This is a genomic window from Nocardia colli, from assembly GCF_008704205.1.
Taxonomy (GTDB): Bacteria; Actinomycetota; Actinomycetes; order Mycobacteriales; family Mycobacteriaceae; genus Nocardia; species Nocardia colli.
Map to the genome: position 1 here is coordinate 434,665 of NZ_VXLC01000001.1, position 24,607 is coordinate 459,271.

The 24,607-nt window shown below is 68.4% G+C and carries 22 protein-coding genes and 1 riboswitch; of the genes, 13 read left to right on the forward strand and 9 right to left on the reverse strand.

Annotated elements, in window-relative coordinates:
• Positions 1-243 precede the first annotated feature (243 nt).
• The gene (gene fgd, locus F3087_RS02180) at positions 244-1,254 is read left to right on the forward strand and encodes a glucose-6-phosphate dehydrogenase (coenzyme-F420) (RefSeq protein WP_150400058.1); all 1,011 of its coding nucleotides are present in this window, start codon (positions 244-246) and stop codon (positions 1,252-1,254) included.
• A 57-nt stretch (positions 1,255-1,311) separates the two neighbouring features.
• On the opposite strand, the gene F3087_RS02185 is transcribed toward fgd, so the two are convergent.
• The 3 genes from F3087_RS02185 to F3087_RS02195 all read right to left on the reverse strand — a co-directional run bounded on the left by F3087_RS02185 (position 1,312) and on the right by F3087_RS02195 (position 3,636).
• On the reverse strand, positions 1,312-2,526 hold the full coding sequence (locus F3087_RS02185; RefSeq protein WP_150400059.1) for an O-succinylhomoserine sulfhydrylase: 1,215 nt from the start codon (positions 2,524-2,526) through the stop codon (positions 1,312-1,314).
• 52 nt (positions 2,527-2,578) lie between these two features.
• Positions 2,579-2,995, reverse strand: coding sequence for a rhodanese-like domain-containing protein (locus F3087_RS02190; RefSeq protein ID WP_150400060.1), 417 nt, complete (start codon positions 2,993-2,995; stop codon positions 2,579-2,581).
• Positions 2,996-3,009: 14 nt separating this feature from the next.
• Positions 3,010-3,126, reverse strand: a riboswitch (SAM riboswitch).
• A gap of 63 nt (positions 3,127-3,189) precedes the next feature.
• Positions 3,190-3,636, reverse strand: coding sequence for an Rv0361 family membrane protein (locus tag F3087_RS02195; protein ID WP_150400061.1), 447 nt, complete (start codon positions 3,634-3,636; stop codon positions 3,190-3,192).
• Positions 3,637-3,986: 350 nt separating this feature from the next.
• Here F3087_RS02195 and F3087_RS02200 point away from each other — a divergent pair, with 350 nt between their 5' ends.
• Positions 3,987-5,393 carry an FAD-dependent oxidoreductase gene (locus tag F3087_RS02200; protein WP_150400062.1) on the forward strand — a complete coding sequence of 469 codons (1,407 nt, stop codon included), beginning with the start codon at positions 3,987-3,989 and terminating at the stop codon, positions 5,391-5,393.
• 61 nt (positions 5,394-5,454) lie between these two features.
• Positions 5,455-6,327, forward strand: coding sequence for an amidohydrolase family protein (locus F3087_RS02205; protein WP_150400063.1), 873 nt, complete (start codon positions 5,455-5,457; stop codon positions 6,325-6,327).
• Here F3087_RS02205 and F3087_RS02210 read toward each other — a convergent pair whose 3' ends face one another.
• A complete protein-coding gene (locus tag F3087_RS02210) occupies positions 6,328-6,810 on the reverse strand; it encodes a DUF456 domain-containing protein (RefSeq protein WP_150400064.1) in 483 nt (160 codons plus the stop codon). It lies immediately after the preceding gene.
• A gap of 335 nt (positions 6,811-7,145) precedes the next feature.
• Here F3087_RS02210 and F3087_RS02215 point away from each other — a divergent pair, with 335 nt between their 5' ends.
• Positions 7,146-8,243 carry a CaiB/BaiF CoA transferase family protein gene (locus F3087_RS02215; RefSeq protein WP_150400065.1) on the forward strand — a complete coding sequence of 366 codons (1,098 nt, stop codon included), beginning with the start codon at positions 7,146-7,148 and terminating at the stop codon, positions 8,241-8,243.
• Positions 8,244-8,309: 66 nt separating this feature from the next.
• Here F3087_RS02215 and F3087_RS02220 read toward each other — a convergent pair whose 3' ends face one another.
• The gene (locus F3087_RS02220; protein ID WP_150400066.1) at positions 8,310-9,128 is read right to left on the reverse strand and encodes an SDR family NAD(P)-dependent oxidoreductase; all 819 of its coding nucleotides are present in this window, start codon (positions 9,126-9,128) and stop codon (positions 8,310-8,312) included.
• 132 nt (positions 9,129-9,260) lie between these two features.
• Here F3087_RS02220 and F3087_RS02225 point away from each other — a divergent pair, with 132 nt between their 5' ends.
• Positions 9,261-9,845, forward strand: coding sequence for a TetR/AcrR family transcriptional regulator (locus F3087_RS02225; RefSeq protein ID WP_150400067.1), 585 nt, complete (start codon positions 9,261-9,263; stop codon positions 9,843-9,845).
• Between the two features lie 12 nt (positions 9,846-9,857).
• On the opposite strand, the gene yczR is transcribed toward F3087_RS02225, so the two are convergent.
• The gene (gene yczR / locus F3087_RS02230; protein ID WP_150400068.1) at positions 9,858-11,363 is read right to left on the reverse strand and encodes a MocR-like transcription factor YczR; all 1,506 of its coding nucleotides are present in this window, start codon (positions 11,361-11,363) and stop codon (positions 9,858-9,860) included.
• A gap of 62 nt (positions 11,364-11,425) precedes the next feature.
• Between yczR and F3087_RS02235 the strand changes: the two genes are divergently transcribed.
• From F3087_RS02235 to F3087_RS02245, 3 genes are all read left to right on the forward strand, one after another.
• Positions 11,426-11,851, forward strand: a complete 426-nt coding sequence (locus tag F3087_RS02235; protein ID WP_150400069.1) for a hypothetical protein — start codon at positions 11,426-11,428, stop codon at positions 11,849-11,851.
• A 55-nt stretch (positions 11,852-11,906) separates the two neighbouring features.
• Positions 11,907-12,476 (forward strand): methylated-DNA--[protein]-cysteine S-methyltransferase, encoded by a 570-nt coding sequence (locus tag F3087_RS02240; RefSeq protein ID WP_150400070.1) that lies wholly within the window; start codon positions 11,907-11,909, stop codon positions 12,474-12,476.
• A 276-nt stretch (positions 12,477-12,752) separates the two neighbouring features.
• A complete protein-coding gene (locus F3087_RS02245) occupies positions 12,753-13,574 on the forward strand; it encodes an alpha/beta fold hydrolase (protein ID WP_150400071.1) in 822 nt (273 codons plus the stop codon).
• 122 nt (positions 13,575-13,696) lie between these two features.
• Here the strand turns inward: F3087_RS02245 and F3087_RS02250 are convergent, their stop codons facing one another.
• Positions 13,697-14,650 carry a hypothetical protein gene (locus tag F3087_RS02250; RefSeq protein ID WP_150400072.1) on the reverse strand — a complete coding sequence of 318 codons (954 nt, stop codon included), beginning with the start codon at positions 14,648-14,650 and terminating at the stop codon, positions 13,697-13,699.
• Positions 14,651-15,124: 474 nt separating this feature from the next.
• Here F3087_RS02250 and F3087_RS02255 point away from each other — a divergent pair, with 474 nt between their 5' ends.
• Entirely contained in the window at positions 15,125-16,636 is a 1,512-nt protein-coding gene (locus F3087_RS02255; RefSeq protein ID WP_150400073.1) for a glycosyltransferase family 39 protein, read from the forward strand.
• A gap of 9 nt (positions 16,637-16,645) precedes the next feature.
• Here F3087_RS02255 and F3087_RS02260 read toward each other — a convergent pair whose 3' ends face one another.
• Together F3087_RS02260 and F3087_RS02265 are read right to left on the reverse strand one after the other, a co-directional pair.
• Positions 16,646-19,246 (reverse strand): helix-turn-helix transcriptional regulator, encoded by a 2,601-nt coding sequence (locus F3087_RS02260; RefSeq protein WP_150400074.1) that lies wholly within the window; start codon positions 19,244-19,246, stop codon positions 16,646-16,648.
• Between the two features lie 90 nt (positions 19,247-19,336).
• A complete protein-coding gene (locus tag F3087_RS02265; RefSeq protein WP_150400075.1) occupies positions 19,337-20,626 on the reverse strand; it encodes an adenylosuccinate synthase in 1,290 nt (429 codons plus the stop codon).
• Between the two features lie 298 nt (positions 20,627-20,924).
• Here F3087_RS02265 and F3087_RS02270 point away from each other — a divergent pair, with 298 nt between their 5' ends.
• The 4 genes from F3087_RS02270 (at position 20,925) to F3087_RS02285 (ending at position 24,442) form a co-directional block, all read left to right on the forward strand.
• On the forward strand, positions 20,925-21,584 hold the full coding sequence (locus tag F3087_RS02270; protein ID WP_223884773.1) for a hypothetical protein: 660 nt from the start codon (positions 20,925-20,927) through the stop codon (positions 21,582-21,584).
• Positions 21,581-22,363, forward strand: coding sequence for a site-2 protease family protein (locus tag F3087_RS02275; RefSeq protein WP_150400076.1), 783 nt, complete (start codon positions 21,581-21,583; stop codon positions 22,361-22,363). The genes F3087_RS02270 and F3087_RS02275 overlap by 4 nt, the downstream gene beginning before the upstream one ends.
• Before the next feature lie 122 nt (positions 22,364-22,485).
• Positions 22,486-23,349 carry a glycosyltransferase gene (locus F3087_RS02280; protein ID WP_150400077.1) on the forward strand — a complete coding sequence of 288 codons (864 nt, stop codon included), beginning with the start codon at positions 22,486-22,488 and terminating at the stop codon, positions 23,347-23,349.
• 226 nt (positions 23,350-23,575) lie between these two features.
• The gene (locus F3087_RS02285) at positions 23,576-24,442 is read left to right on the forward strand and encodes a glycosyltransferase (RefSeq protein ID WP_150400078.1); all 867 of its coding nucleotides are present in this window, start codon (positions 23,576-23,578) and stop codon (positions 24,440-24,442) included.
• Positions 24,443-24,607 lie beyond the last annotated feature (165 nt).

A 24,607-nucleotide genomic window follows, 5' to 3' on the forward strand; every position in this document is an offset into this window, starting at 1 on the left:
GGGGTAAGTCCGTCGGGGTGCGACCCTTCGCACACCCTCGACGACCGCTGACTATGGTCGAAGACGGCCGTATGACGTATGTGCGAAAAGCGCCGGACAGTGCTCAAATGATCACCGGGGCGCGGGAACGTTCACGATCCCGCGCCGGTTGAAGCCAAGCATGACCGCAGCGCGTCTGCGGCCGACCAACGGTGTGCGGGAATGCCCGCACAGGTGTGCAGCGAAGCGACAGGAGTGGCGCACATGGGTGAGCTCAAGCTCGGATACAAGGCGTCGGCGGAACAGTTCGGTCCGCGCGAACTGGTGGAGATCGCGGTACTGGCCGAGGAACACGGTCTGGACAGCGCGTCGGTCAGCGATCACTTCCAGCCGTGGCGGCACAAGGGCGGGCACGCGCCGTTCTCGCTGGCCTGGATGGCCGCGGTCGGCGAGCGGACGAAGCGGATCCAGCTCGGCACCTCGGTGCTCACCCCCACGTTCCGCTACAACCCGGCGGTGATCGCGCAAGCCTTCGCCACCATGGGTTGTCTCTACCCCGACCGGATCATGCTCGGGGTCGGCTCCGGCGAGGCGCTGAACGAGATCGCCACCGGATACAAGGGCGAGTGGCCGGAATTCAAGGAGCGCTTCGCCCGGCTGCGCGAGTCGGTCGAGCTGATGCGCGCGCTGTGGACCGGCGACCGCGTCGACTTCGCCGGCGAGTACTACAACACCGTCGGCGCGTCCATCTACGACGTGCCCAAGGGTGGCATCCCGGTCTACGTCGCGGCCGGCGGACCGCTGGTCGCGCGCTACGCGGGCCGCGCGGGTGACGGCTTCATCTGCACCTCCGGCAAGGGCATGGAGCTCTACACCGACAAGCTGATGCCCGCCGTCGCCGAGGGCGCCGCCAAGGCAGGCCGCACCGTCGACGACATCGACCGGATGATCGAGATCAAGATCTCCTACGACACCGATCCCGAACTGGCACTGGAGAACACCCGCTTCTGGGCCCCGCTGAGCCTGACCCCGGAGCAGAAGCACAGCATCACCGACCCGATCGAGATGGAGGCCGCCGCCGACGCCCTCCCGATCGAGCAGATCGCCAAGCGCTGGATCGTCGCCAGCGACCCCGACCAGGCCGTCGACCTGATCAAGCCCTACCTCGACGCCGGCCTCAACCACCTGGTCTTCCACGCCCCCGGCCACGACCAGCGCCGCTTCCTCGACCTGTTCCAGCGCGACCTGGCGCCGCGCCTGCGCGCACTCGGCTGATCCGACGACAAAGGCTCCGCCCGTTCCGAATGCGAACGGGCGGAGCCTTTCTCGTTGTCAGCTCAGTGCGTGGTCGAGATCGGCGAGCAGATCCTCGACATCTTCCAGGCCGACGGAGATGCGGACCACGCCGTCGGAGAGGCCGATGGTGGCCCGCCCCTCCGGGCCCATCGCGCGATGAGTCGTGGTGGCGGGGTGGGTGATCAACGACTTCGCGTCACCGAGATTGTTCGAGATGTCGATGATGCGCAGGCGGTTGAGCACCTCGAAGGCCCGCTTCTTCGCCTCGTGCGCGGGCGCGTTCAGCTCGAAGGTGACCACGGTGCCGCCGGCACTCATCTGGCTGGTGGCCAGGTCGTGCTGCGGATGTGATTCCAGGAACGGGTATTTCACCCAGCTGACCGAGTTGTTGGTCTCCAGGAAGCGGGCGATGCGCAACGCGGACTCGGTCGAATGCCGCACCCGCAGCGGCATCGTCTCCAAGCCCTTGAGCAGCGTCCACGCGTTGAACGGGCTCAGCGCCGGACCGGTATGGCGCATCAGCGTTTTCACCGGTCCGTCGATGTAGTCCTTTTCGCCGAGGATCGCGCCGCCGAGCACCCTGCCCTGGCCGTCGATGTGCTTGGTGCCCGAGTAGACGACCACGTCGGCACCGAGTTCGAACCCGCGTTGCAGCAATGGGGTGGCAAAGACGTTGTCCAGCACCACCTTCGCGCCCGCGGCATGCGCGAGCTCGGTGACCCGGCGCACGTCGACGAGGGTCTGCATGGGGTTGGCCGGCGTCTCGAAGAACACCGCCTGGGTGGGCACCGACAGCGCCTGCTCCCACTGCTCCAGATCCTCGCCGTCGACGAAGACCGTCTGCACGCCCCAGCGCGGCAGGATCTCGTTGCACACCACGAAGCAGGACCCGAACAGGCTGCGCGCGGCCACAAGTCGATCACCCGCGCCGAGCAGCGCGCCCAAAGCGGTGAATACCGCGGACATTCCGCTCGCGGTCGCGAAGCACGCCTCGGCGCCGTCGAGCAGCCGCATCCGCTCCTCGAACATGGCCACCGTCGGGTTGCCGTAGCGGGAGTAGACGAAATGCTCCACGTCCCCGGTGAACGCGGCCTCGGCGGCCTCCGCGCTCTCGTAGACGAAGCCGGAGGTCAGGTACAGCGCCTCGGAGGTTTCCTCGAAACCGGAGCGGCGCAACCCGCCTCGCACGCCGAGGGTGGCCGGGCCGACGCCCTCGGGCAGCGGCTTGTCGAACGCACCACCTGTGATCACGACTGCCTCCCGACAGAGCTCCGCGACAACGCGTCCACCGAACAGCAGCTACTCATGACTGCCGCCAGGGCAGGCCGAGGGCACGCCAGCCGGCGCCGCCGCGATGTCCGTCCGCGTCGACCGGGCCCTCGAAGCCCTCGAGCACGTTGTACGAGGTGCCGAACCCGGCCTGGGTCGAGGCGATCGCCGCGCCGATCGAGCGCTGGCCGGAGCGACACAGGAAGATCACCGGAGCCTCCGGATTGTGCCCGTCGAGCGCCGAGACCAGCTGTTCGGTGAACTCGCCGTTGCGCGTCCCGGTCGAATCGACCCACTCGATCAGTACCGTCGGGCGCTCGATCGAACTGGTGTCGGGCACGCCGACGAACTTCCATTCGGCCTCGGTGCGCACGTCGACCAAGACGGCTTCCGGGTTCTCGCGCAACAGATCCCAAGCCTGCTGCGGGGTGATGTCACCGGCATAACTCATCTGGACCCTCCTAGAATCCGCACTTGCCACGCTCAGGTTTGACGCGCGGCCAGGTCGTCACCCGGAGCACCCCACCGCGGAGGAGGGTTGCCGACCAGTATTGCCGGGGCTTGACACTGGTTCTCATGACCTTCTGCTGAGATTGCCTGGACGAGGGTCACCCTGTCAAATGGCTGCTCACGGTATGAGAATGCTCAATTACAGACCAACCATTTGTCGCCGGAGCGGGTCAGATTCCAGGTGGAAGTCTGCTCATTGCCGTCGACCTTGGTGGTGACCGTGGCCTTCGCCCGATCGCCGTCGCGCTGCGGATCGACGAGTTTCGTGATTTCCACGGTCTTTCCGCCGCCGGAACGCCCGGCGAGTGGGGAGCGTTTCGGGTCGAAGCCCGCGCAGCCCGCACCAGGTGGGGGCACCAGGTCGGTGCTGTTGGACCCCTCGACGAAGTTGCGCACCGCGGCCGCGATCCGGTCGGAATCTGTGACATTTTTCTCAGCGGGCGACATGACCCCGCCGATGATGATCGCGCCGAGCACGAGGACCGCGATGACGGCCGCGGCGACGAACGGTGCCACGGAACGCTTGTCGGTCTGATCGACCGTGATGACTTCGTCCTCGGCGGGTGACTCCTGATCGCTCATGCCACGATGATCCCTGGTCGGCGGGGATATCCGGCGCTCGCCCCCAGCGCGTGCGACGGCGAGCGGCGAAGGCCGGTGCGCCACGCGGGGATCGACGCCGCGAGATCGGGTAACCCGGACAGAACGCCTAGGGTGGCATCCGTTCAGTTCTCGCACCGCCGAGGGCGGCCTCGGCCGCCACCGATAGAATCGCGAGACTGCGGCCTGCTGTCATAGCCGCGACTGAGGTGGCCACGAGCCGACAACCGCAGTGTCCGCGCCGTCAGGTGCAACCAGCCAGCGCGTAACTTAGCCTAGGCTAAGGAAGACGCCGTTAAATTTGTTCTCGACCATAAGGGTGCGCGTAAAAGATGACCGAACAGAGTGCAGCTGACCGCCCGCTCCGCATCGCCATCGTTGGCGCCGGGCCCGCGGGAATCTATGCCGCCGACGCCCTGATGAAGTCGGACGCCGAGGTGAGCATCGACCTGTTCGAGCGCATGCCCGCGCCGTTCGGGCTGATCCGCTACGGCGTCGCGCCGGACCACCCGCGGATCAAGGGCATCATCACCGCCCTGCACAAGGTGCTGGACAAGCCGCAGGTCCGCCTGCTCGGCAACATCGACTACGGCACCGACATCACCCTCGACGACCTGCGCACCTTCTACGACGCGGTCATCTTCTCCACCGGCGCCAATGCCGACCGCGCGCTGGGCATCCCGGGCATCGGCCTGGACGGTTCCTACGGCGCGGCCGACTTCGTCTCCTGGTACGACGGCCACCCGGACGTGCCGCGCACCTGGCCGCTGGACGCGGAGAAGGTCGCTGTGCTCGGCGTCGGCAACGTCGCGCTCGACGTGGCCCGCGTGCTGGCCAAGACCGGCGACGAGCTGCTGCCGACCGAGATCCCGCCGAACGTCTACGCCGGCCTCAAGGCGAACAAGGCGCTCGAGGTGCACGTGTTCGGCCGCCGCGGCCCGGCGCAGGCCAAGTTCACCCCGCTGGAACTGCGCGAGCTGGATCATTCGCCGACCATCGAGGTCATCGTCGATCCCGAGGACATCGACTACGACGAGGGCTCCGAGGCCGCGCGCAGGCACTCCAAGCAGGTCGACATGATCGCGAACACGCTCGAGCAGTGGGCGATTCGCGACGTCGGCAACCGCCCGCACAAGCTGTTCCTGCACTTCTTCGAGTCGCCCGCGGAGATCCTCGGCGAGGACGGCCGGGTCGTCGGCCTGCGCACCGAGCGCACCCAGCTCGACGGCACCGGCAACGTCAAGGGCACCGGCAACGTCAAGGGCACCGGCACGTTCAAGGAATGGGACGTGCAGGCGGTCTACCGCGCCGTCGGCTACCTGTCGCAGAACCTGACCAACCTGCCGTTCGACGACCAGGCCGGCACCGTGCCGAACGAGGCGGGCCGGGTGATCGGCGACGAGAACGCCGACGGCGCCGACCGTTACGTCCCGGCCACCTACGTCACCGGCTGGATCAAGCGCGGCCCGGTCGGCCTCATCGGCCACACCAAGGGCGACGCCAACGAGACCGTGGCCTGCCTGCTCGACGACAGCGCGAACTTCACCCCGGCCGAGCGGCCGGAGCTGGACGCGGTCACCGAGTTCCTGGAGAGCAAGGGCATTCCGTTCACCACCTGGCAGGGCTGGTATCGCCTGGACGCGCACGAGCGCTCGCTCGGCGAGCCCGAGGGCCGCGAGCGGGTCAAGGTCGTCGAGCGCGAGGACATGCTGCGCGCCAGCGAGCCGCACAAGGTCTAGCCCGACCCGGTTTGTTACCTCCACGACAGCAGAAAAACTCGCACTGAGGCATTCTGTACAGGTGTTCGATGCCCATCTCCACATCTTCGATCCGCGGTTCCCGCGGTTCGAGAACGAGGGCTACCTGCCCGGCCCGTTCACCATCGCCGACTATCGAAAGCGCATGTCCCGCTTCGAGGTCGGCGGCGGAGCCGTGGTCAGCGGGTCCTTCCAGGGCACCGATCAGACGTACCTGAGGGCGGCCCTCGCCGAGCTCGGCGAGGGCTGGGTCGGGGTCACCCGGCTCGACCTGGACGCCACCGACGACGAGATCATCGAACTGGACCGGATCGGCGTGCGCGGGCTGCGGTTCAACCTCAAGCGCGCCGCCGCCGACATCACCGGGATGACCTTGCAGGCGCTGCGGGCGCACGAGCTGGTCGGCTGGCATGTCGAGGTCTACATCGACGGGCAGATGCTCGCGTCGTTGCAGCCGGTGATCTCAAAACTGCCGGTGTTCTGCATCGACCATCTCGGCATGTCCGACGAGGGCCTGCCCTACCTGCTGGATCTGGTGGATCGCGGCGCGCGGGTGAAGGCGACCGGTTTCGGCCGGGTCGCGATGAGCGTCCCCGACACCCTGCGCCGTATTCACGCGGTCAACCCGGAAGCCCTGATGTTCGGCACCGACCTGCCCGGCACCCGGGCCGGCCGCCCCTTCCAGGACTCCGACGTCGACCTCATCTGCGACGTGGTCGGCACCGACATGTTCGCCGTCCTGGAAGACAACGCCCGCGCGTTCTACCGCCTCCCCGCCAAGCTCCGCCCCCTACCGGCCGACCCGGCCCCCACCCTGCCGTTGCTGCACGCCGACCAGCCGACGCTCCCCATCCGCCGCGACAGCCTGCCCAAACCCGAAGTGGCGGATACGATTCCGTTCCCCGTCATCGAGTAGCTAGGCGGCGATCGCGCCGATCACCCAGACGCCGGTGGCGAGCAGGGCGCCGAGGAGTTCGATGAGCATGGACAGGCCGACGCCCTTGAGCGCGTGAACTGTTGACTGCCAAGCTTGTCGGCCGATGCGCAGGCGGTGGAGTTCGGAGAGGTAGACGCCGAGGACGAAGCCGACGAACAGGCCGACCACGGGGATGACGAAGAAACCGACGATGCCGAGGACCGCGCCGAGCACCAGCGAGCGGTTGGCCACGCCCGCGTCCTTCATCTTCCGGCCGGGCCAGGTGTATTTGATGACGCCGGACAGCACCAGAAGCGCGGTACTGATGCCGAAGACGATCCAGGCGGTCGCGCCGCCGGTCATGAAGGCCCACACCGCGATCGCGCCGAAGATCAGGATGACGCCCGGCAGGATCGGGACGATGATGCCGAGCAGGCCGACCAGAATCACCAGGCCGACGACGACCTCGCCAGCGGCGCTCACGACTCCGCCTCGCCGGCGCTCGGCTCCGCCGTTCGCGAGGGCGCGCTGTGGCTTCGGTTCGCTCGCTGACGCTCGCTCACGACTCCGCCTCGCCGGTCTCTCGCATGACTCCACCTCACCGCGCGGGCTCGCCGGACGTTCCCGCGAATGGTGCGCTGCTGAGATTGTGTCCTACCGCGTGCGTCCGCGCACGACCCCGGAGCATGGGTGCCCCGGCGACCGCGGCGATGGATGAGGCAGCGTTATTGTCATACTGTCAATACACCGGCCGGTCCGCTTTCCGAAGCGCCGCCGCAGTGCCGGTGTGCTGGATCAACGACGAACCGAGGTAGGGCGTGAGCACTCCATCCACCGCCGCTAAAGGCCCGCTGGCGGGCATCAAGGTCATCGAGCTGGCCGGTATCGGCCCGGGGCCGCACGCCGCACTGCTGCTCGCCGATCTGGGCGCCGACGTGGTGCGGATCCAGCGCGCGGGGCAGATCCCCGGCGGGTTCGACCGGCCGCAGCAGCGCGGGCGGACCATCGTCGAGGCGAACCTCAAGGACCCGGCCGACATCGCGAAGGTGCTCGGGCTGGTCGAGAAGGCGGACGTGCTCATCGAGGGCTTCCGGCCGGGCGTGACCGAACGGATGGGGCTCGGCCCGGACGACGCGCTCGCGCGCAACCCGCGCCTGATCTACGGGCGGATGACCGGCTGGGGCCAGGAGGGCCCGCTCGCCGATCGCGCCGGGCACGACATCAACTACATCTCCATCACCGGCGTGCTGCACGCCATCGGCCGCAAGGGCGAGCGCCCGGTACCGCCGCTGAACATGGTCGGCGACTTCGGCGGCGGCTCGATGTTCCTGGTGTTCGGCCTGCTGGCCGCGCTGGTCGAGCGGCAGACCTCGGGCAAGGGCCAGGTGGTCGACGCGGCGATGGTCGATGGCGCGCTTGCTCTTTCGCACATGATCTGGGGCATGCGCGGGTACGGCGCGTGGTCCGACGAGCGCGGTGTGAACCTGCTCGACACCGGAATGTCGTTCTACGACACCTACGAAACCGCCGACGGCAAGTACATGGCGGTCGGCTCGATCGAGCCGCAGTTCTACGCGCAGCTGCTCGCCGGCCTCGGCATCGACCCGGAGGGCCTGCCCTTCCAGCTCGATCCGGCCGGCCAGGAAACGCTGAAAAAGCTGTTCACCGAACGCTTCCTGACCAAGACCCGCGACGAATGGGCGGAGATCTTCGTCGGCACCGACGCCTGCGTCTCCCCCGTGCTCACCTTCGAGGAGGCCACGAAGAACGAGCACATCGCGGCCCGCGGGTCGTTGATCGAAGTGGACAACATCACCCAGCACGCGCCCGCGCCGCGGTTCTCCCGTACCCCGAACGGCATTCCGACGCCGCCGCCCAACGCGGCGACGCCGATCGAATCCGTCTGGGCCGACTGACTTCTCGATACCGAAGGCCCCGGGGCGCACGCCTCGGGGCCTTTCGCGTGTCCAGGACCGGCCGGGTCAGGCAGCGACCGGTGCCTCGATCGGACGGCCGCCGTCGGCCAGTCCACGGGTGACGAGCTTGGCGATGCGGGCCACCACGGTGCGCGGGCGGCGGGGCAGCAGATGCGCGCTGGCGAAGTTCTGCATGCCGGGCACGACATAGCCCTTGTTGCGTTCCAGCGCACGCAGCGTAGACCGCACAACCTGTGCGGCACTGCCCATTTGGCCCAGCGCGGCATCCCGGGTGCCCACGGTGTCGAAGAACGCCGTCTCGGTCGGCCCGGGGCACACGGCCAGCACCTTGATGCCGCGGCCGCGGTATTCGCTCCACAGCGACAGGCTGAAGTTCAGCACGAACGCCTTGCCGGAGGAGTACGTCGCGAAGTACGGCGACGGCTGGAAGGCCGCGGTCGAGGCGACATTCACGATTTCCCCGCTGCCGCGCTCGACCATGGCCGGGATCAGCCGGCGGGTAAGCCCGGCCAGCGCAACGACATTGACCATCAGCTGATCCTGTTCCCGATCCGCGTCGAGGTCCTCGAACCGGCCCGCGCTGCCGAAGCCCGCGTTGTTGATCAGGATGTCGACCGAAAGCTGGCGTGCCGCAAGCTCTTCCGTCACCCGCGCTGCGGCGTCGGGCGCGGTGAGATCCTGGCCGATGACCTCGACGCGCACACCGTGCTGCTGATTCAGTTGCGCGGCAAGCGATTCCAGCCGCGATAGCGATCGGGCCACCAGGACGAGGTCGTCGCCGCGGGCGGCCAGCGCGGCCGCGAATTCGGCGCCGATCCCGGACGAGGCGCCGGTGATGAGTGCGGTTTTTCCAGTGCGGGTCATGTCGTAGCTCCTTCGAGTTGATGCAACATAAGAGTAGCGTTATCTCAATTAAATGCAACTCTCATGTAGCAACTTGTCGATAAACCGCAGCTCATATGTAGTGTGTAGAGAGATCCACAGAACGGAGCACCCATGTCGTCCACGTCCGCCCGCCCCCTGCGCGCCGATGCCGAGCGCACCGTCCGCGCCATCCTGGACGCGGCGGAACGGGTGCTGAGCGAGAACCCCAACGCGACGCTCGAGCAGATCGCCGAGGCCGCCGGGGTCGCGCGCACGACCGTGCACCGGCGCTTCGCCAATCGAGACGATCTGGTGCGCACCATGGCGGTCGCCGCCTGGCGCCGGATCGCGGCCGCGGTCGACGCGGCCCGCCCGCTGACCGCCCCGCCGCTGGTCGCGCTGCATCAGGCCACCGCCAACGTGATCGAGGTCAAGTACGGGGCCGCGTACGCGCTCGAACGGGTGGACAGCACCGATCCCGAGGTCGCCGAGCTACAGGCGGACGTCTACGCGAAATGCGATGCGGCGCTGGGCCGCGCGCGCACCGACGGGCTCATCCCGGCCGACGCCGACCTGACCTGGGTCCGGCGGGTCTATCTCGCGCTGATCACCGAAACCGTGCACGGCAGCACCGAATTGGACGGCACCGCCGACCCGGACACCCTCGCGGGGCGCGTCATCGACACGCTGCTCCGGGGTGTCGGTACCCGCCCGTAGCCATCGACTACGTCAGTAGCAGGTGAGCGGCTGCAGCGGATCCGCCGCACGCGGAGTCAACGCCTCATACGCGGCGGCGATTGCCTTGACCGCCAGGCGGAGCTCCGGTTCCTGATGGGTGAACGGCAACCGGATGAACCGCTCGAACGCGCCCTGGACGCCGAATCTCGGTCCGGCAGCGAGCAATACGCCGTGGTTGGGCGCGGTCGCGGCCAGTGCGGTGGAGACGGGGGCGGGTAGCTGCGCCCACACGGACATGCCACCCGCGCCGTAGCTGAGCCGCCAATCCGGCAATTCCTCGGCCACGGTCTCGACCAACGCGGCCCGCTGGGCCCGCAGCTGGTCGCGGCGGCGGTCGAGGATGGTGCCCGCGTTGGCCAGCAGGTGGACGGTGGCCAGCTGGTCCATCACCGGGGTGCCGAGGTCGACCGTGGAGCGGATGCCGAGCAGCTTGGTGATCAGCGGCTGGTTCGTCCGGATCCAGCCGACCCGCAGGCCGCCCCAGAACGACTTCGAGGCCGAGCCGATGGTGACGATCTCGTTGCCCTTGGCGAACGCGGCGACCGGCGGCTGCTGCGGCTCGCCGGTCAGGTGCAGATCGGCCATCGACTCGTCGATCACCACGGTCATCCGGGTTTCCCTGGCGATGGCGGCCAGTTCCGCGCGGCCGTCCGCGTCGAGCAGCAGGCCGGTCGGGTTGTTGAAGTCGGGCACCAGGTAGGCCAGGGTCGCCGCGGTTTGCCGTGCGGCACTGCGGATTCCGTCGAGGTCCCAGCCCTTGTCCGGGGATTCGGGGCGCAGCGGCACCGGCACCGGGCGGGCGCCGACGTCGCGGATCGCCTCGATGGCGTTCGGGTAGGTCGGGTGGTCGATCAGCACCCGGGCCGCGGGCGCGGTGAGCACGTTCAGCAGCAGGCGCAGGCCGTGCTGGGCGCCGAGGGTGACCAGGATCTGGTCCGGCTCGGTGGGCAGGCCGCGCTCGGTGAACCGGCGCGCGATCGCCTCGCGCAGCGCGAGCACGCCGACCGGGTCCATGCCGTGCGTGCCGAGATAGGCCGGAAGACCCTCCAGCGCAACCGAATACGCCTCCTGCATTTCCAGCGGCGCGGCCATCGCGGCATAGGTCATGTCGATGGTCGGCAGCTCCGAGGCCGCCATCATCGCGAGGATGCTCCTGGCCGGCTTGCTGCCGTCGTGCTGCACGTCACGAGGCAGGGCGACGGTGCTGCGCGATCCTTGCCGGCTGATCAGGTAGCCGTTCTCGCGCAGCAGGGAGTAGGTCGAGGTGATCGTCGTGCGGCTGACCCCGAGGGTGCCGGCCAGGTCGCGCTCGCTGGGCAGGGCGACGCCGAGCGGGGCGCGGCCGTCGTGGATCAGCAACCGAATGCCCTCGGCGAGGGCAAGATACGCCGGGCGCGCGGACCGCCGGGTCGACTCGATCTCGCCGTCGGAGTCCACATTCCGCCACCGGCCCAGGTCACGAGCCAAGGTGCCCGCTCCGATAACTCTCGTCGCCATAAGGTCCAGTATTGAGGGAGTGGATATTTAAAGCAAGGCCAGTCGAGGCGCAGGCTTGTTTCATGACCACACTTGCCACCCTGATCATCGTCGCCGCCTTCGGCTACCTGGTCTATCGCTACATACCGCGCGGCACCGAGCGAGCGTTCCGGCTGGAGCGGTTCCATCCACGCACCCCGATGTCCGACTGGACCTCTTCGTACTACGACGAGCAGCGGCGTTATTCGGATCTGGCCGCGGTCTACGGGCGCAGCGATGTGCCGGAACCGGTCGCCGTCGAAGAGCCGGAAACCGTGCAGCCGAAGGCGGTTCCGGCCGCGCCGGCACCCGCCGCACCGCCCCGGCCGGTCGCCGGAACCCAGTCCGACCAGTACGCCTGGCGGTCCCGGCGAACCGTCGCGCCCGGTACCACCGCGCCGCGGCGGCCCGCCAAGGGAGTCCGGCGGCTCGTCACGGACCCGAGCACGCTCGATATCAAGGCCAGTTGAGTAAAACTGGACTGGAATATCGAAACTTGTCGGTCCCGCCGTGCACACTGAGAGCATGAGCGACCCCCGTTGCCTGTCCGCCGAGGCAACACTCTTCGACACCGCGATCGGCATCTGCGCGATCGCGTGGAGCGGAGCGACCGTGATCCGGTTCCAGCTCCCCGAGGCAAGCCCGGCCGCGACCCGCGCGCGCATCACCCGCCGCCGCACCGGCCTGCCGGACGACGAGGTCCGCGAAGAGACCCCCACCGGCGCGATCGCCGAGGCCATCACCGGCATCCGCGCCCACCTGGCCGGCGAACTCGACGACCTGCGCTGGATCCCCTTGGACACCAGCGGGATTCCGGAATTCCACCGCGCGGTCTACGAGGTCACCCGCGCCATCGACCCCGGGCACACGCTCACCTACGGACAGGTGGCCGATCGCATCGGCCAGCCCGGCGCCGCCCAGGCGGTCGGACAAGCCTTGGGCCGCAATCCGATTCCGCTCATCATCCCGTGCCACCGGGTGCTCGCCGCGGACAACGCGCTGACCGGCTTCTCCGCGCCGGGCGGCGTCACCACCAAGCAGAACCTGCTGGAAATCGAACGCACACCGGGGTTCGGCGAACCAACCCTGTTCTGAGTGAACGGTTCTCGCGAGCGGCCCGCAGCGCGTGCCGAACACCACACCGCCGGCACGGGAATCGATCGCCACTCCTGGACGGTTGTCTGTAAATAACGTTCACCGACGTACCGGGCCGTACCACGCACGCGAACGGCATAGTGAGCAGCATCACAGACTTCCGGGTACTGATCCGGCCGCCGCGGCCGCCGATGAATCCACGCACCCGGCACCGTCTGAACAGGCATAGGCACCAACGACCGTTGGCCGACACCCCGCTTCGAAAGTGAGACTGTTGTGGAGACCGTGACCTCCGCCGACGGAACGGTGATCGCGTACGACCGCCACGAGGGCCATGCCGGAACGGTGATCCTGATCGGCGGCGCGTTCGGCTACCGCAAGTTCCCCAAGATGGTCGAGCTGGCCACCGCGCTCAACGAGCACTACGGCCTCACCGTTCTCAACTACGACCGGCGCGGCCGCGGCGACAGCACCGAGGCCACCGGCGGCTACGACGTCGAACGCGAGATCGACGACCTCGCCGCCCTGATCGAGGCCGCGGGCGGGTCGGCCATGCTGTTCGGCTGGTCGTCCGGCGCGGCGCTCGCGCTGCGCGCCGCCGGATCCGGGCGCCTGCTCGGCATCACCAAGGTGGTCGCGTTCGAGCCGCCGTTCGTGGTCGACCACGAGGGCTTCGTCCCGGCCGCCGACCTGGAGCAGACGCTGCACGACCTGGTCGCCGCCGACCGCCGCGCCGAGACCGTCCGCTTCTACATGACCAAGGCGATGGGCGTCCCGCGCGCGTTCGTCTCCGTCATGCGCTTCACCCCGTTCTGGAAGAACCTGCTCGCCACCGCGAACTCGACCCCGCACGACTGGGCCGTCATGCGCGAGTTCATGCGCGGCGAACCGCTGCGCCCCGCGGACTGGACCGCCGTCAAGGCGCAGACCCTGGTCATCGCGGGCGCCAAGAGCGATGCGCTGCTCCGCAAGGGTGCGAAGGCGATCGCCGCCGTCCTGCCCGATGCCGAGCTCCAGGAAATCGCCAAACTCAGCCACAACCCGAACGTCGGCCTGCTCGCCCCGCCGGCCGGTGAATTCCTCACCGGCACAGCGTAAAACGCAAGTCAGCGCGCAGCCGGTACAACTCACAGCCCCGCGCTCAACTCACAGCCCCGCGTGCGAAATTGCCGGCCATCTCGCGCGCGGGAGGACGAAACGTGCGCGGGAGGTGGCTGCTGTCAGGCGGTGGCGCCGAGGCCTGCGCCCGCGCTGGCGCCGAGCAGGCCACCGGCGACACCGCCCGCTACCGCGGCGGGGATTCCGATGATGGCCGCTCCGGCCACGGCGCCGACGCCCGCACCGATAGCGGCGCCCGCACCCGTTGTCGCCGCGGCGATCGGCCAGGCTGCAACAAAGGCTGCGCCGACGGCAGGGAGCGCGCCGGCTCCGGCCGTCGGAATTCCTGCGGCAGCGGCCGCGATCGCGCCACCTGCGGCGGTACCCGCGACGCCGACCGCGAAGCCGATGCCCGCGCCGACACCGGCGCCGATGGCCGCACCACCGACTCCGCCGATGACAGCGGCCGGGATGCCCGCGATCGCCGCGCCGGCCACTGCTCCGCCGACCGCGCCGGCCGCGGTCGCGGCGGCGATCTTGTCCGAGCGGGTCGGGTTGATGCCGATCGAACGGCCGCCGGTGGCGATGGCCGCCTCGACGCCCGCGGCGGTGTCGTTGACGCCGTCGAGCAGTTCGTTGGGCACCTCGTTCGGGGCCGGTGCGCTGAAGTCACCGATGCGGAGGGTGCGCGGCGGCGGGGCGATCGGGGCGACGGGCTCGACCGGCTCCGGGGCGTGCAGTTGCTGCGGCTGGATCGGCGGGGCCGGTTCCGGCGTCGGCACCGGGCGGGCGTAGTTGAGGCTCTGGGTGTCCGCAGGGTCGGCCGGCGCGGGCTTCGGGCCGGTAACGCCCTGCTGGTTCGGGCTGGTGACGCCGGGCTGGCTCGGCGAACGCTCGGGCGCGACGGGGGCGCTCGGCGCACTCGGGGTGGTGACGCCGGGCTGGGTCGGGGTGCCGGGGTCGGCGACCGCCACGCCCGCGCAGGCGACCGCGACGGCCAGCGGGAGCGCGCCGACGAGCGGGCGCAGGCCGCGCCGGGTCGTCGGATTGTTCAGTTCTAGAGACCGACGAGCCACGTCGAAGCACCACCATCAGGTTTGGGTCAGCCAGCACGTCCCCGCGTACTGCGCGCTCGCACCCTATCTTTTGCTGATCGGATGCTGTCAAGTCGAGAAATCGACTTCACACTCCCTTAGTCCATCGATTTATGTCTGATAATTGTCCGAATTGCAGCAAATACTGTCTGCTATCGGCGACAGAAGTTCGATTAGCTGAAAGATCACTATTCACATCGGCATGAGCACGGCATCGCCGCTAACCACCTCGGCCAGAACGAGATTCGGCCACCGTTTCGCCCGCCAACGGCAACGCCGGGAGCGCCGCCGCAGTGCACCACGTACGCGGGATGTCGTCCCTGCGGCGAGTGTCCGTAGTCCTTTCGCGGGAGTCCGAGCGCTACCTGCGGCGGATTCGGCGCGATGGGGGCCGGTTGCAGAATCGGTCTGCCCGCACTCGCGGTCGACATCGGCAAGCTCTGACGGAGGGTGGACATGACCACTGCAACGGCTGGTTCGTCGGGTTTCGCGGAACCGGTGCTCGCCGAGCCCGAACCGGCGCTACCCAGGATCGCCTGGGGTCCGGTGCTGACGGTGGCGGGCGTGGTCGGGCTGGCCTTGCTGATCGCCAGCCGGAACTACGGATACTTCTTCGACGAGGCGTATTTCGTGGTCGCGGGCCGAGATCACCTGGCGTGGGGATATTTCGACCAACCTGCCCTGGTGCCCGCACTGGCCTCGGCGATGAGTCACCTCGCGCCGGACTCGCTGATCATGCTGCGGCTGCCCGCCACCCTCGCCGCGGTCGCCGGGACGGTGCTCACCGCATTGATCGCGCGGGAGCTGGGCGGTGCTCGCGGCGCGCAGGTGCTGGCGGCGATCGGGTACGCGCTGTCCTCGGCGGTGGTCCTGTGTCATTGGCTCGCAACATATTCGCTGGATCCGATGTTCTGGACCGCGATCGTCTGGCTCGTCGTCCGGTGGGCCCGGTTGAACGCGGCGGAACGGCCCGACGATCGGTTGTTGCTCTACGCGGGTCTGGTGACGGTGTTCTCATTGCAGACGAAGTTCCTGGTGCCCGCGCTGTGGGTGGCACTCGTGCTGTGCGCGTTGGTGTTCGGGCCGCGGCGATTGCCCGGTCGGCCCGCGCTGTGGCTGGGCGGGGCCGTCGCCGCAGTGGCGACGATTCCGAATCTGGTGTGGCAGAACCGGAATCAGTGGCCGTACACGCATATGTCCGAGGTCGTGGCGGCGGAGTTCCCGGGGGTGGGCCGGTTTCTGTGGGACAGCGCTGCCGGAGCCGGTCTGGCGATCGGGTTGCCGCTGTTGCTGATCGGCCTGCCTATGTTGTTGATCAGCAAGCGGTTTCGAACGTACCGGTTCGCCGGCGCCGCACTGGTCCTGGTTTTCCTTGCGTACCTGGTGAGTTCGGGTCGCTCCTACTACGCGTGCGGTCTGTACGCGCTGCCGATCGCCGCGGGCGCGGTGGTCGTGGCGGCGCTGGCCAGGCACGTCGTCATCCGTGTCCTGGTCGCGGTCGCGCTGGTGATCGGCATCGCGATGGGGGCGGCGGCGGTTCCGGTGTATCCGCGCTCCTGGGCGGAACGCATCCCGGACACCACCCTGATGCTGACCGCGAAGGCATTCGCCCAGTCCGACACCATGATCGGCGATCTCTCGGACACCGTCGCCGCGGCCTACCACGAACTCCCCGCCGAGATTCGACCGCACACGGCCATCGTCGCCGAGAGCTATCCGTTCGCCGCCGCCGTCGACCTGCACCGCGATTCGACCGGCCTGCCCCGCGCCTACAGCGCGCACCGGGCTTACTACTACTTCGGCGCTCCACCCGAATCCGCCACGTCGATCCTGTATATCGGCACCCCGACTCCGCTCCTGACCGCCGCCTTCACCAGCTCACAGCCGGTAATCCCCGACCTGGCAACACTTCTGGTCGACCGAACCGTCCCCTGGGACACCCTCTGGCCCCAGCTGCGCGCCCAATAGCCGCACGATTCAGCTGGAGGACTCGCCGCGCATCAGCGCGCCGAGGGACTCGCGATCGGTGACGTCCATCTTGATGCAGGCCCGGTAGAGGTGGCCTTCCACGGTACGAACCGAGACCGTGAGCCGGTCCGCGATCTGCCGATTGGACAGCCCTGCCGCAACGAGATTGGCGATCTCGCGCTCCCGGGCGGTCAGCGGCAACGGCTGGGCGGCTTGCCGCAGCGCGGGCGTGCTGGCACCGCCGCAGGCCGCGGCCAGGCGATTAGCCGAGGCGGCGGACTCCAGCAGCCGGCGGCGATCACCCGCGCGCTCGTGCGCGGACGCCGCCTGAGCGGCCGCGTCGGCCGCGGACAACAAAGCCCCGATCCGCTCGAATTCGACTGCGGCGGCGTCGAGTCCGGGCCCGTCGTGCGCGGCCAGCGCGACCGCGTGCTTGGCCTGCGCCTGCACCAGCTTGCCGTCCACCCTGGCCGCGAGATCGGCGAGCCTGCCTGCCGCGGACTGATCACCGAAACGAGCGGCGGCGTGCAGCGCCATCGCTTCGATCGCGTGCTGGTTCGACCGGGCAGCCGCATCGGCCGCACTCATCGCCAGCCGGATGGCCGGGGTGACGGTGCCCTCCGCGGCGGCATGCCAGGCCCGCGCGATCTCGAGCTGCGGCTCATAGACCGCGCTGTGCCGGCCGCCGCGCGCGGTCGCCTCCGCGATGGCCTCGGCCGCCTCGGTGGACCGGCCGAGCGCCGAATACGCCTCGGCCAACCGGATTCTCGCGGGGAACATCCACGCGGCCGCCCCCTCGGCGGCGAGCGCGGCCAACGCCTGCTCCAGATTCTCGATGGCGTCCAGGAAGTGCCCCTGCGCCACATCGACGGTGCCCTGCAAGATCTTCGACATGCCCCACGCCAGGTACTGACCGGGCGCCGAGTAGCCGAAATAGTCTGTGGCACAACGCCGGGCGGCCTCGAGGTCGCCGGTCAGGAACAGCGCGAGCACCTCGGCATGCGTCGACATGAACCGGTTGAGCCCGTCGATCTCGCTCTCCACCTCGTGCCCGCGCGCCGCGTACTCCAGCGCGGCCGTGCCCTTGCCCATCAGGGTCAGCGCGAGCCCGCCGCCGAAGGAGGCCCACCAGATCGCCCAGGCCGGTGCGCCTTTCAGCGCCATCACCTTTTCCGCCTCGGTGATCGCGATGTCGATCTGGTTCTCGTTGACCGCGCAGGCGGAGGCGAGCCCGTCGAGAATGGCCGCGATCTTCGGGTGCTCGACCTTGCTGCGGACCAGTTTCAGCACCTGGTCGGCCTGGTCGGCATCGCCCATGGCCCACAGCAGATTCGCCACCCTGGTGCTGCCCCAGCGGGCCAGCTGCACCTCGTTGAGCTGATCCGGGTCGAAGCTGGCCAGCGTGCGTTCGGCCTCGATGCGATGGCCCTGCCACAGCAGCGCCCGGGCGAGCAGATCGGCCGATTCCACCCCGCCGCGGCGTTCCACCGCCGCCCGCGCGAAGCGTTCGCCCAGCGGCAGATTCGCCAGACCGATGGCATCTTCGGCGGCCGCCTCGAACAGCTCGAGATCGGCGGATTTGTCACTGTCCAAAGCCAATTCGGCCAACCGGATCCGGTCGGCGGCGGAATTGATCGGCCGCTCCTTGAGCGAGGAGTACAGCCGGCCGCGTAATCGGCGGGCCGACGCGATCCCCAGCCTGCGCCGGATCACCTCGCCGAACAGCGGATGGTTGTAGCGCACGGACAGCTGATGCCCGTTCTCGACAACCCGGATGACGCCACGGGTTTCGGCGGATTCCACCGCCTCCTCGCCGGCCAGTTCGGCCAGCACGTCGAGGTCGATCGGTTCACAGAAGGTGAGCAGTTCCAGCACGTGCAGCACGTCGTCGGGTAGCTGCTCGACCCGATCTTCCAGCAGCGCAGCCAGTTCCGAGGTCACCGCGGCGCGCCCGCGCAGCTGCCAGACGCCGTTCACCTGGCGCAGCGAGCCCGCCTCCAGCGCGCCCTCCACCAAATGTCTCAGGAACAGGGCGTTTCCGCCGGAGGACTCCCACATCAGGTTCGCGGTGAACCCCTCGAGCTGCCCGCCGAGCATCGACTCGACCAGGTCGACGCTCTGCCGCTGGGTGAACGGATTCAGGTCGATGCGCAGCAGGTGGCCGTCTTTCCACAGCGAGGTCACCGCGTCGGGCACCGGCACCCCGCTGCGCACGGTGGCCACGATGTGCGCCGCCTTGTCGATGGCCAGCTGCAAGAGCAGCGTCGCGGACAGCTGATCGAGCAGATGCGCGTCGTCCACCCCGATGATGGTGTGCCCGTCCGCGAGCAGCGCCTCCCTGGCCGCGGACATGAACGTCACCGGATCGTGCGCCGTATAGACGCCGACCATGTGGGCGAACACCCCCAGCGGAATACTGCGCGCCGATTCGGTGCCCGCCACCCAGCGAATGTTGCCGCCGACCGCGGCCGTCGCCTGCCTGGCCAGCGTTGTCTTGCCGACACCGGCGTCACCGGTGAGGACCGCGCCGACGTGTTCCCTGCCGGTGAGGGCCGCGCGGATCGCCTCGAACTCGGTCACGCGCTCGACCATCGGCCAGTTCCGAGCCATGGCTCTTACTCTAGTTGTAACCGATCATGGAACCCAGTCATCGAACGACGCACGGCCACAATCATTCAGCGGGGCTATAACTTTCCGGTCTCAGCCGAGCACGTCGTGGCGCACGATGGTCTGATCGCGACCCGGACCGACGCCGATGCAGGAGATCCGGGCGCCGGAGAGCTCCTCCAGCCGCAGCACGTACGCCTGCGCGTTGGCGGGCAGCTCCTCGAAGGTGCGGGCCCCGGAGATGTCCTCCCACCAGCCCGGCATCTCCTCGTAGATCGGCTTGGCGTGATGGAACCCGGTCTGCGTGGTCGGCATCTGCTCGACCCGCTCGCCGTCTACGTCGTAGGCGACGCAGATCGGCACCGTCTCCAGGCTGGAGAGCACGTCCAGCTTGGTGAGGAAGTAGTCGGTGATGCCGTTGACCCGGGTCGCGTAGCGGGCGATGACCGCGTCGAACCAGCCGCAGCGCCGGGCCCGGCCGGTGGTGACGCCGACCTCGCCGCCGGTCTTGGCCAGGTAGGTGCCGAACTCGTCGAACAGCTCGGTCGGGAACGGGCCCGAGCCGACCCGGGTGGTGTAGCACTTGAGGATGCCGAGCACCGCGTTGATCTTGTTCGGCCCGACGCCCGCGCCGACCGCCGCGCCGCCCGAGGTCGGGTTGGACGAGGTCACGTACGGGTAGGTGCCGTGGTCGACGTCCAGCAGGGTGCCCTGCGAACCCTCCAGCAGCACGGTCTCGCCGTTCTCCAGGGCGACGTTCAGCTTCAGCCTGGTGTCGGCGATGCGGTGCTTGAAGCCCTCCGCCTGCGCCAGCACCTCGTCGACCACCTGCTGCGGGTCGAGCGCGCGCCGGTTGTAGATCTTCACCAGCACCTGGTTCTTGAACTCCAGGGCGGCCTCGACCTTCTGGGTGAGGATCTTCTCGTCCAGCACGTCGGCCACCCGCACGCCGACCCGGGCGACCTTGTCCTGGTAACAGGGGCCGATGCCGCGACCGGTGGTGCCGATCTTGTTGTTGCCGAGGAAGCGTTCGGTGACCTTATCGATGGCCACGTGGTACGGCATGATCAGGTGCGCGTCCGCGGACAGCAGCAGACCCGAGGTGTCCACGCCGCGATCCTCCAGCCCGGCCAGCTCTTCGAGCAGCACGCCGGGATCGATCACGACGCCGTTGCCGATGACGTTCGTCACGCCGGGGGTGAGAATGCCGGACGGGATGAGGTGCAGCGCGAAGTTGTCGCCGTTGGGCAGCACCACGGTGTGGCCCGCATTGTTGCCACCCTGGTATCGGACCACCCATTGCACCCGGCCACCGAGCAGATCGGTAGCTTTGCCCTTACCCTCGTCGCCCCACTGGGCGCCGATCAGGACGATTGCCGGCATGGTTGTATCTCCTACGGTTCGACGTGCAACACCCTGAGCGATGGCAGCCGGAAACATACCGGCGGGGCGCGATGAGCACCCGTGTTGCAGCTACTGCCGTGTCGAGGCGGTGGCCGGGAGCACAGTCTAGTAGACGCGTCGCCGGCGGCGTCGGACCGCATCTCTGCGTAGGCTCGACACCCTGTGGCCGAGGCCGTGCAGGGCTATGGTTGCAGCCGTCGAGACCGGGCAGGGTTCGGCGGAACTGGCGAAGGGCCCGACGGAGTGTCGGCTCGAACCGAGGAGGGTGTACGGCAGTTTGAGTACCCACGTTCTCCGTTGCGACGGCGCACCGGTACCTATCGCCCTCGCGGCGCTGCCGACCAGTTCGACGGCCGCCATCCCCGATACCACCGAGATCGACGAATTGCTTCCCGTGCTGGCCGCCGACAGCCTGCCGCGGCTCATCGTGCTCGGCGACGACGCGGCGCTCGCCACCGTGCTGACCCACCTGATGCGCACCGAACGGCTGCACGTGGAGATCGGCTACGTGCCGGTCGAGAAGACCTATGGTTCCCGCGCCTATCAGACGGGCACCGGCAATGCCGCGGCCAAGCGGGCCATCGATGGCAAGGCCACCCCGGTGCCGCTGATCCGGGACGACACCGGCCAGGTACTGGTCGGCCGGGCCAGGATCACCGGGGTCGGCGACGAGAAGCTGGAGGGTGAGGCCTACGTGGACGACGTGCAACTGTTCTCCGGCAAGGTCACCGCGATGCTGATCTCGCCGACGCTGCACCAGCCCGGCGTGCGCGCCGCCGCGCCGAAGGGCATGCGCAAGCGCCGCTGGGTCGAGGGGCGGGCCGCTCAGCTCGGCACCCCCGGCGCGGTGGTGACCAGGGACGGCATCCGCACCGAGCGGACGGTGCCCCGGTCGAGTTTCTACCGGCACCACGAGCCCTGGCTGCTGGTCCGATGACCGACCGCTTCTCCGCCGAACGCCGCTCCCGCGCGATCCGGCCGAGCCCGATCTTCCTGCTGGTGGTCGTCATCACCGTGGCCGGCGGCGTGCTCGCCTGGGACGCCGAGGTGGACTCCACCCGGGCCAAGGTCGGCGTGTTCGTGCTCGTGGTGTTCGGCTGGATCATCACGCTGTGCCTGCACGAGTTCGCGCACGCGTTCACGGCCTGGCGGGCCGGTGATCGTGAGGTGGAATTGCGTGGGTACCTCACGCTGAATCCGTTGAAGTACAGCCATCCGCTGCTGTCCATCGTGCTGCCGATGGTGTTCATCGCGCTGGGCGGCATCGGGTTGCCCGGCGGCGCGGTTTACGTTCATACGCACAACTTTTCGCCGCGCACGCAGCGGATCATCAGCGGCGCGGGCCCGGCGGTGAACGCGCTGTGCGCGGTGCTGCTGCTGGTGATCGTGCGGGTATTCGGCAGTGCGAGTTCGCATCCCGCGCTGTGGTTCGGGCTCAGCTTCCTGGGGTTCTTGCAGATCACCGCGGCGCTGCTGAACCTGATTCCGCTGCCGGGACTCGACGGATACGGAATTCTCGAGCCGTCGCTGAGCTATCAGACGCGCCGCGCGCTCGATCAGTTCAAGCCGTTCGGCATGTTGATCCTGTTCGCGCTGCTGTTCACCCCGGCGATCAACCAGGTCTTCTTCGACGCGGTGTACGCGTTGTTCGAAGTATCTGGGGTGCCGTCCAATTGGTCACGTTACGGCAGTTTCCTGACCCGGTTCTGGACGTAGCGCGCGGCTCCGTCGATCGAGTCGGTAACTCGATGATCGTTTCGGGCGGAATGGGGTATTCAGCCGTACGAGATCGGTAGTGACCACGATCGTCGTATAGCAGACGTTGGAGCAGGATTTCTATGACCAACACCGCACCGTCGACAGTTCTGTCCGTCGTGATTCCCGCACTGAACGAAGCGAAATGCATTGTGCGTACCCTGGACCGCCTCGTCGTCCAGGACGCGATCGACGAGATCATCGTCGTGGACAACGGCAGCGCGGACGGGACCCGGCAGGTCGTCCAGGACTACGCGCTCGACCACCCGGAAGTCACCCTCATCGAGGAACCCGAACCCGGCATCCCCGCGGCGCGCAACGCCGGATTCGACCGGGCGCGTGGCGATTTCCTCGCCCGCACCGACGCGGACACCCTGGTCGGGCCGGACTGGGGCGCGGTCATCCGGCACACCCTGACCGAGCAGCCGGACACCGCGGCCGTCACCGGCATCACCACCTATCACGACTCGCCGATCGGCTTCTTCCTGAAATTCGGCCTGTACCTGCAGGATCGGCGCGGCAAGCTGGGCGGACCGGTCGGCAACATGCACGGACCCAACATGGCCATCCGCCGCTCCGCCTGGTGCGCGGTGCGGGAGGAGACCACCACCCGCTCGGATGTCGCCGAGGATCTGGATCTGGCGTTGTGCCTGACCAAGCGCGGGTTGCGGATCGACCAGCTGAAGAACATGCGCGCCGAGACCTCGTCCCGGCGCCGCCGGACCGGTCCGCGCGATTGGTGGCACTTCCAGCTGACCGGCCTGCGCACCATCACCGATCAGGGCTATCAGGTGCAGCCGTTCCATCGCGCGGTCATCGTCGGCGCCTGGCTGACCCACACCGTGCAGTGGCCGATCTACCGATTCTGGGACTTCGACCGCCGCCGCTTCACGCTGCGGCCGGCGCCCGCCCGGGTCTCCGCGGTCGGAGATATCGCCGCCACCTGACAGTTGGTGCCCCCAAGCATTGGGGATTCTGTCTGTGTACCAAGACAACTAGGGTCGAAGCATCGATCGGTACGGGCCGGGCCCGCGCGTGCCGAGCACCGATTCCTGGACTCAGGGCTGAGTCCAGACATCCCTCTTGTCAGCCGCGCGTCTGTTCAGGGCAGGAAACAGACCCTCCCGGCGGTACACAGTCATGCCCGAACCCAGATTTGGAGCGGCACCACTCATGCACACCCCCGATGGGGCGACGGTGTTATCGATCGTCATCCCCGTGTTGAACGAGGCTGCCTGCATCACGCAGACCCTCGACCGGCTCGTCGCGCAGGACTCGATCGACGAGGTGATCGTGGTCGACAACGGCAGCGACGACGGCACCCGCGAAATCGTCAGCGATTACGCCCTCGACCACCCGAAAGTAGAACTCGTCGACGAACCGCAGCGCGGCGTCGCCCGGGCCCGCAACACCGGATTCGACAAGGCGCGTGGCGATTTCATCGGCCGCACCGACGCCGACTGCCTGGTCGCCGCCGACTGGGGCGCGACCATCCGGCAGCATCTGACCGAGCAACCCGATGTCGCCGCGGTCACCGGCATCACCACCTACTACGACTCACCGGTCGGCTTCCTGCTGAAATTCGGCTACTACCTGCAGGATCGGCGCGGCAAGCTCGGCGGCCGGGTCGGCAACATGCACGGACCGAACATGGCCATCCGCCGCACCGCCTGGCTGGACGTGCGCGACGATACGGTCACCCGGCCGGACGTGATCGACGACCTCGATCTGGCGCTGTGCCTGACCAAGCGCGGCCTGCCGATCGATCAGCTCATCGATATGCGGGTGCAGACCTCGGCCCGGCGCCGCCGGACCAGTCCGCGGCGCTGGTGGCAGTTCCAGCTGAGCGGCCTGCGCACCATCACCAACCAGGGTTATCTGGTGCTGCCATTCCATCGGGTGGTGATCGTCGGCGCTTGGCTGGCACACACCGTGCAGTGGCCGATCTACCGATTCTGGGACTTCGACCGGCGGCGATTCACGCTGCGCCCGGGCCAGGCCAGGATGTTCCCGCTGAGCAAGGAAGAAACCGGCGACTGACGAACGTAGAGCCGCCCGACCGAACCCGGATCAGGCGGCTCCACTCCCCCGCGACACCCCTCGTTCGATCGCGGTCACCTGTTCAAGTTATGGGCGCGCGGCCGCCGGAACACGAGTAGCGGACTACCCAAAGATCAACAAGATCGGCCGGGTAAGGACGTGAGT

Coding starts and splice junctions, on each gene's coding strand:
- fgd (WP_150400058.1), top strand. CDS start 244: ATGGGTGAGCTCAAGCTCGGATACAAGGCGTCGGCGGAACAGTTCGGT.
- F3087_RS02190 (WP_150400060.1), bottom strand. CDS start 2,995: ATGAGTTATGCCGGTGACATCACCCCGCAGCAGGCTTGGGATCTGTTG.
- F3087_RS02195 (WP_150400061.1), bottom strand. CDS start 3,636: ATGAGCGATCAGGAGTCACCCGCCGAGGACGAAGTCATCACGGTCGAT.
- F3087_RS02200 (WP_150400062.1), top strand. CDS start 3,987: ATGACCGAACAGAGTGCAGCTGACCGCCCGCTCCGCATCGCCATCGTT.
- F3087_RS02220 (WP_150400066.1), bottom strand. CDS start 9,128: ATGACCCGCACTGGAAAAACCGCACTCATCACCGGCGCCTCGTCCGGG.
- F3087_RS02225 (WP_150400067.1), top strand. CDS start 9,261: ATGTCGTCCACGTCCGCCCGCCCCCTGCGCGCCGATGCCGAGCGCACC.
- yczR (WP_150400068.1), bottom strand. CDS start 11,363: ATGGCGACGAGAGTTATCGGAGCGGGCACCTTGGCTCGTGACCTGGGC.
- F3087_RS02235 (WP_150400069.1), top strand. CDS start 11,426: ATGACCACACTTGCCACCCTGATCATCGTCGCCGCCTTCGGCTACCTG.
- F3087_RS02240 (WP_150400070.1), top strand. CDS start 11,907: ATGAGCGACCCCCGTTGCCTGTCCGCCGAGGCAACACTCTTCGACACC.
- F3087_RS02255 (WP_150400073.1), top strand. CDS start 15,125: ATGACCACTGCAACGGCTGGTTCGTCGGGTTTCGCGGAACCGGTGCTC.
- F3087_RS02260 (WP_150400074.1), bottom strand. CDS start 19,246: ATGGCTCGGAACTGGCCGATGGTCGAGCGCGTGACCGAGTTCGAGGCG.
- F3087_RS02265 (WP_150400075.1), bottom strand. CDS start 20,626: ATGCCGGCAATCGTCCTGATCGGCGCCCAGTGGGGCGACGAGGGTAAG.
- F3087_RS02275 (WP_150400076.1), top strand. CDS start 21,581: ATGACCGACCGCTTCTCCGCCGAACGCCGCTCCCGCGCGATCCGGCCG.
- F3087_RS02280 (WP_150400077.1), top strand. CDS start 22,486: ATGACCAACACCGCACCGTCGACAGTTCTGTCCGTCGTGATTCCCGCA.
- F3087_RS02285 (WP_150400078.1), top strand. CDS start 23,576: ATGCACACCCCCGATGGGGCGACGGTGTTATCGATCGTCATCCCCGTG.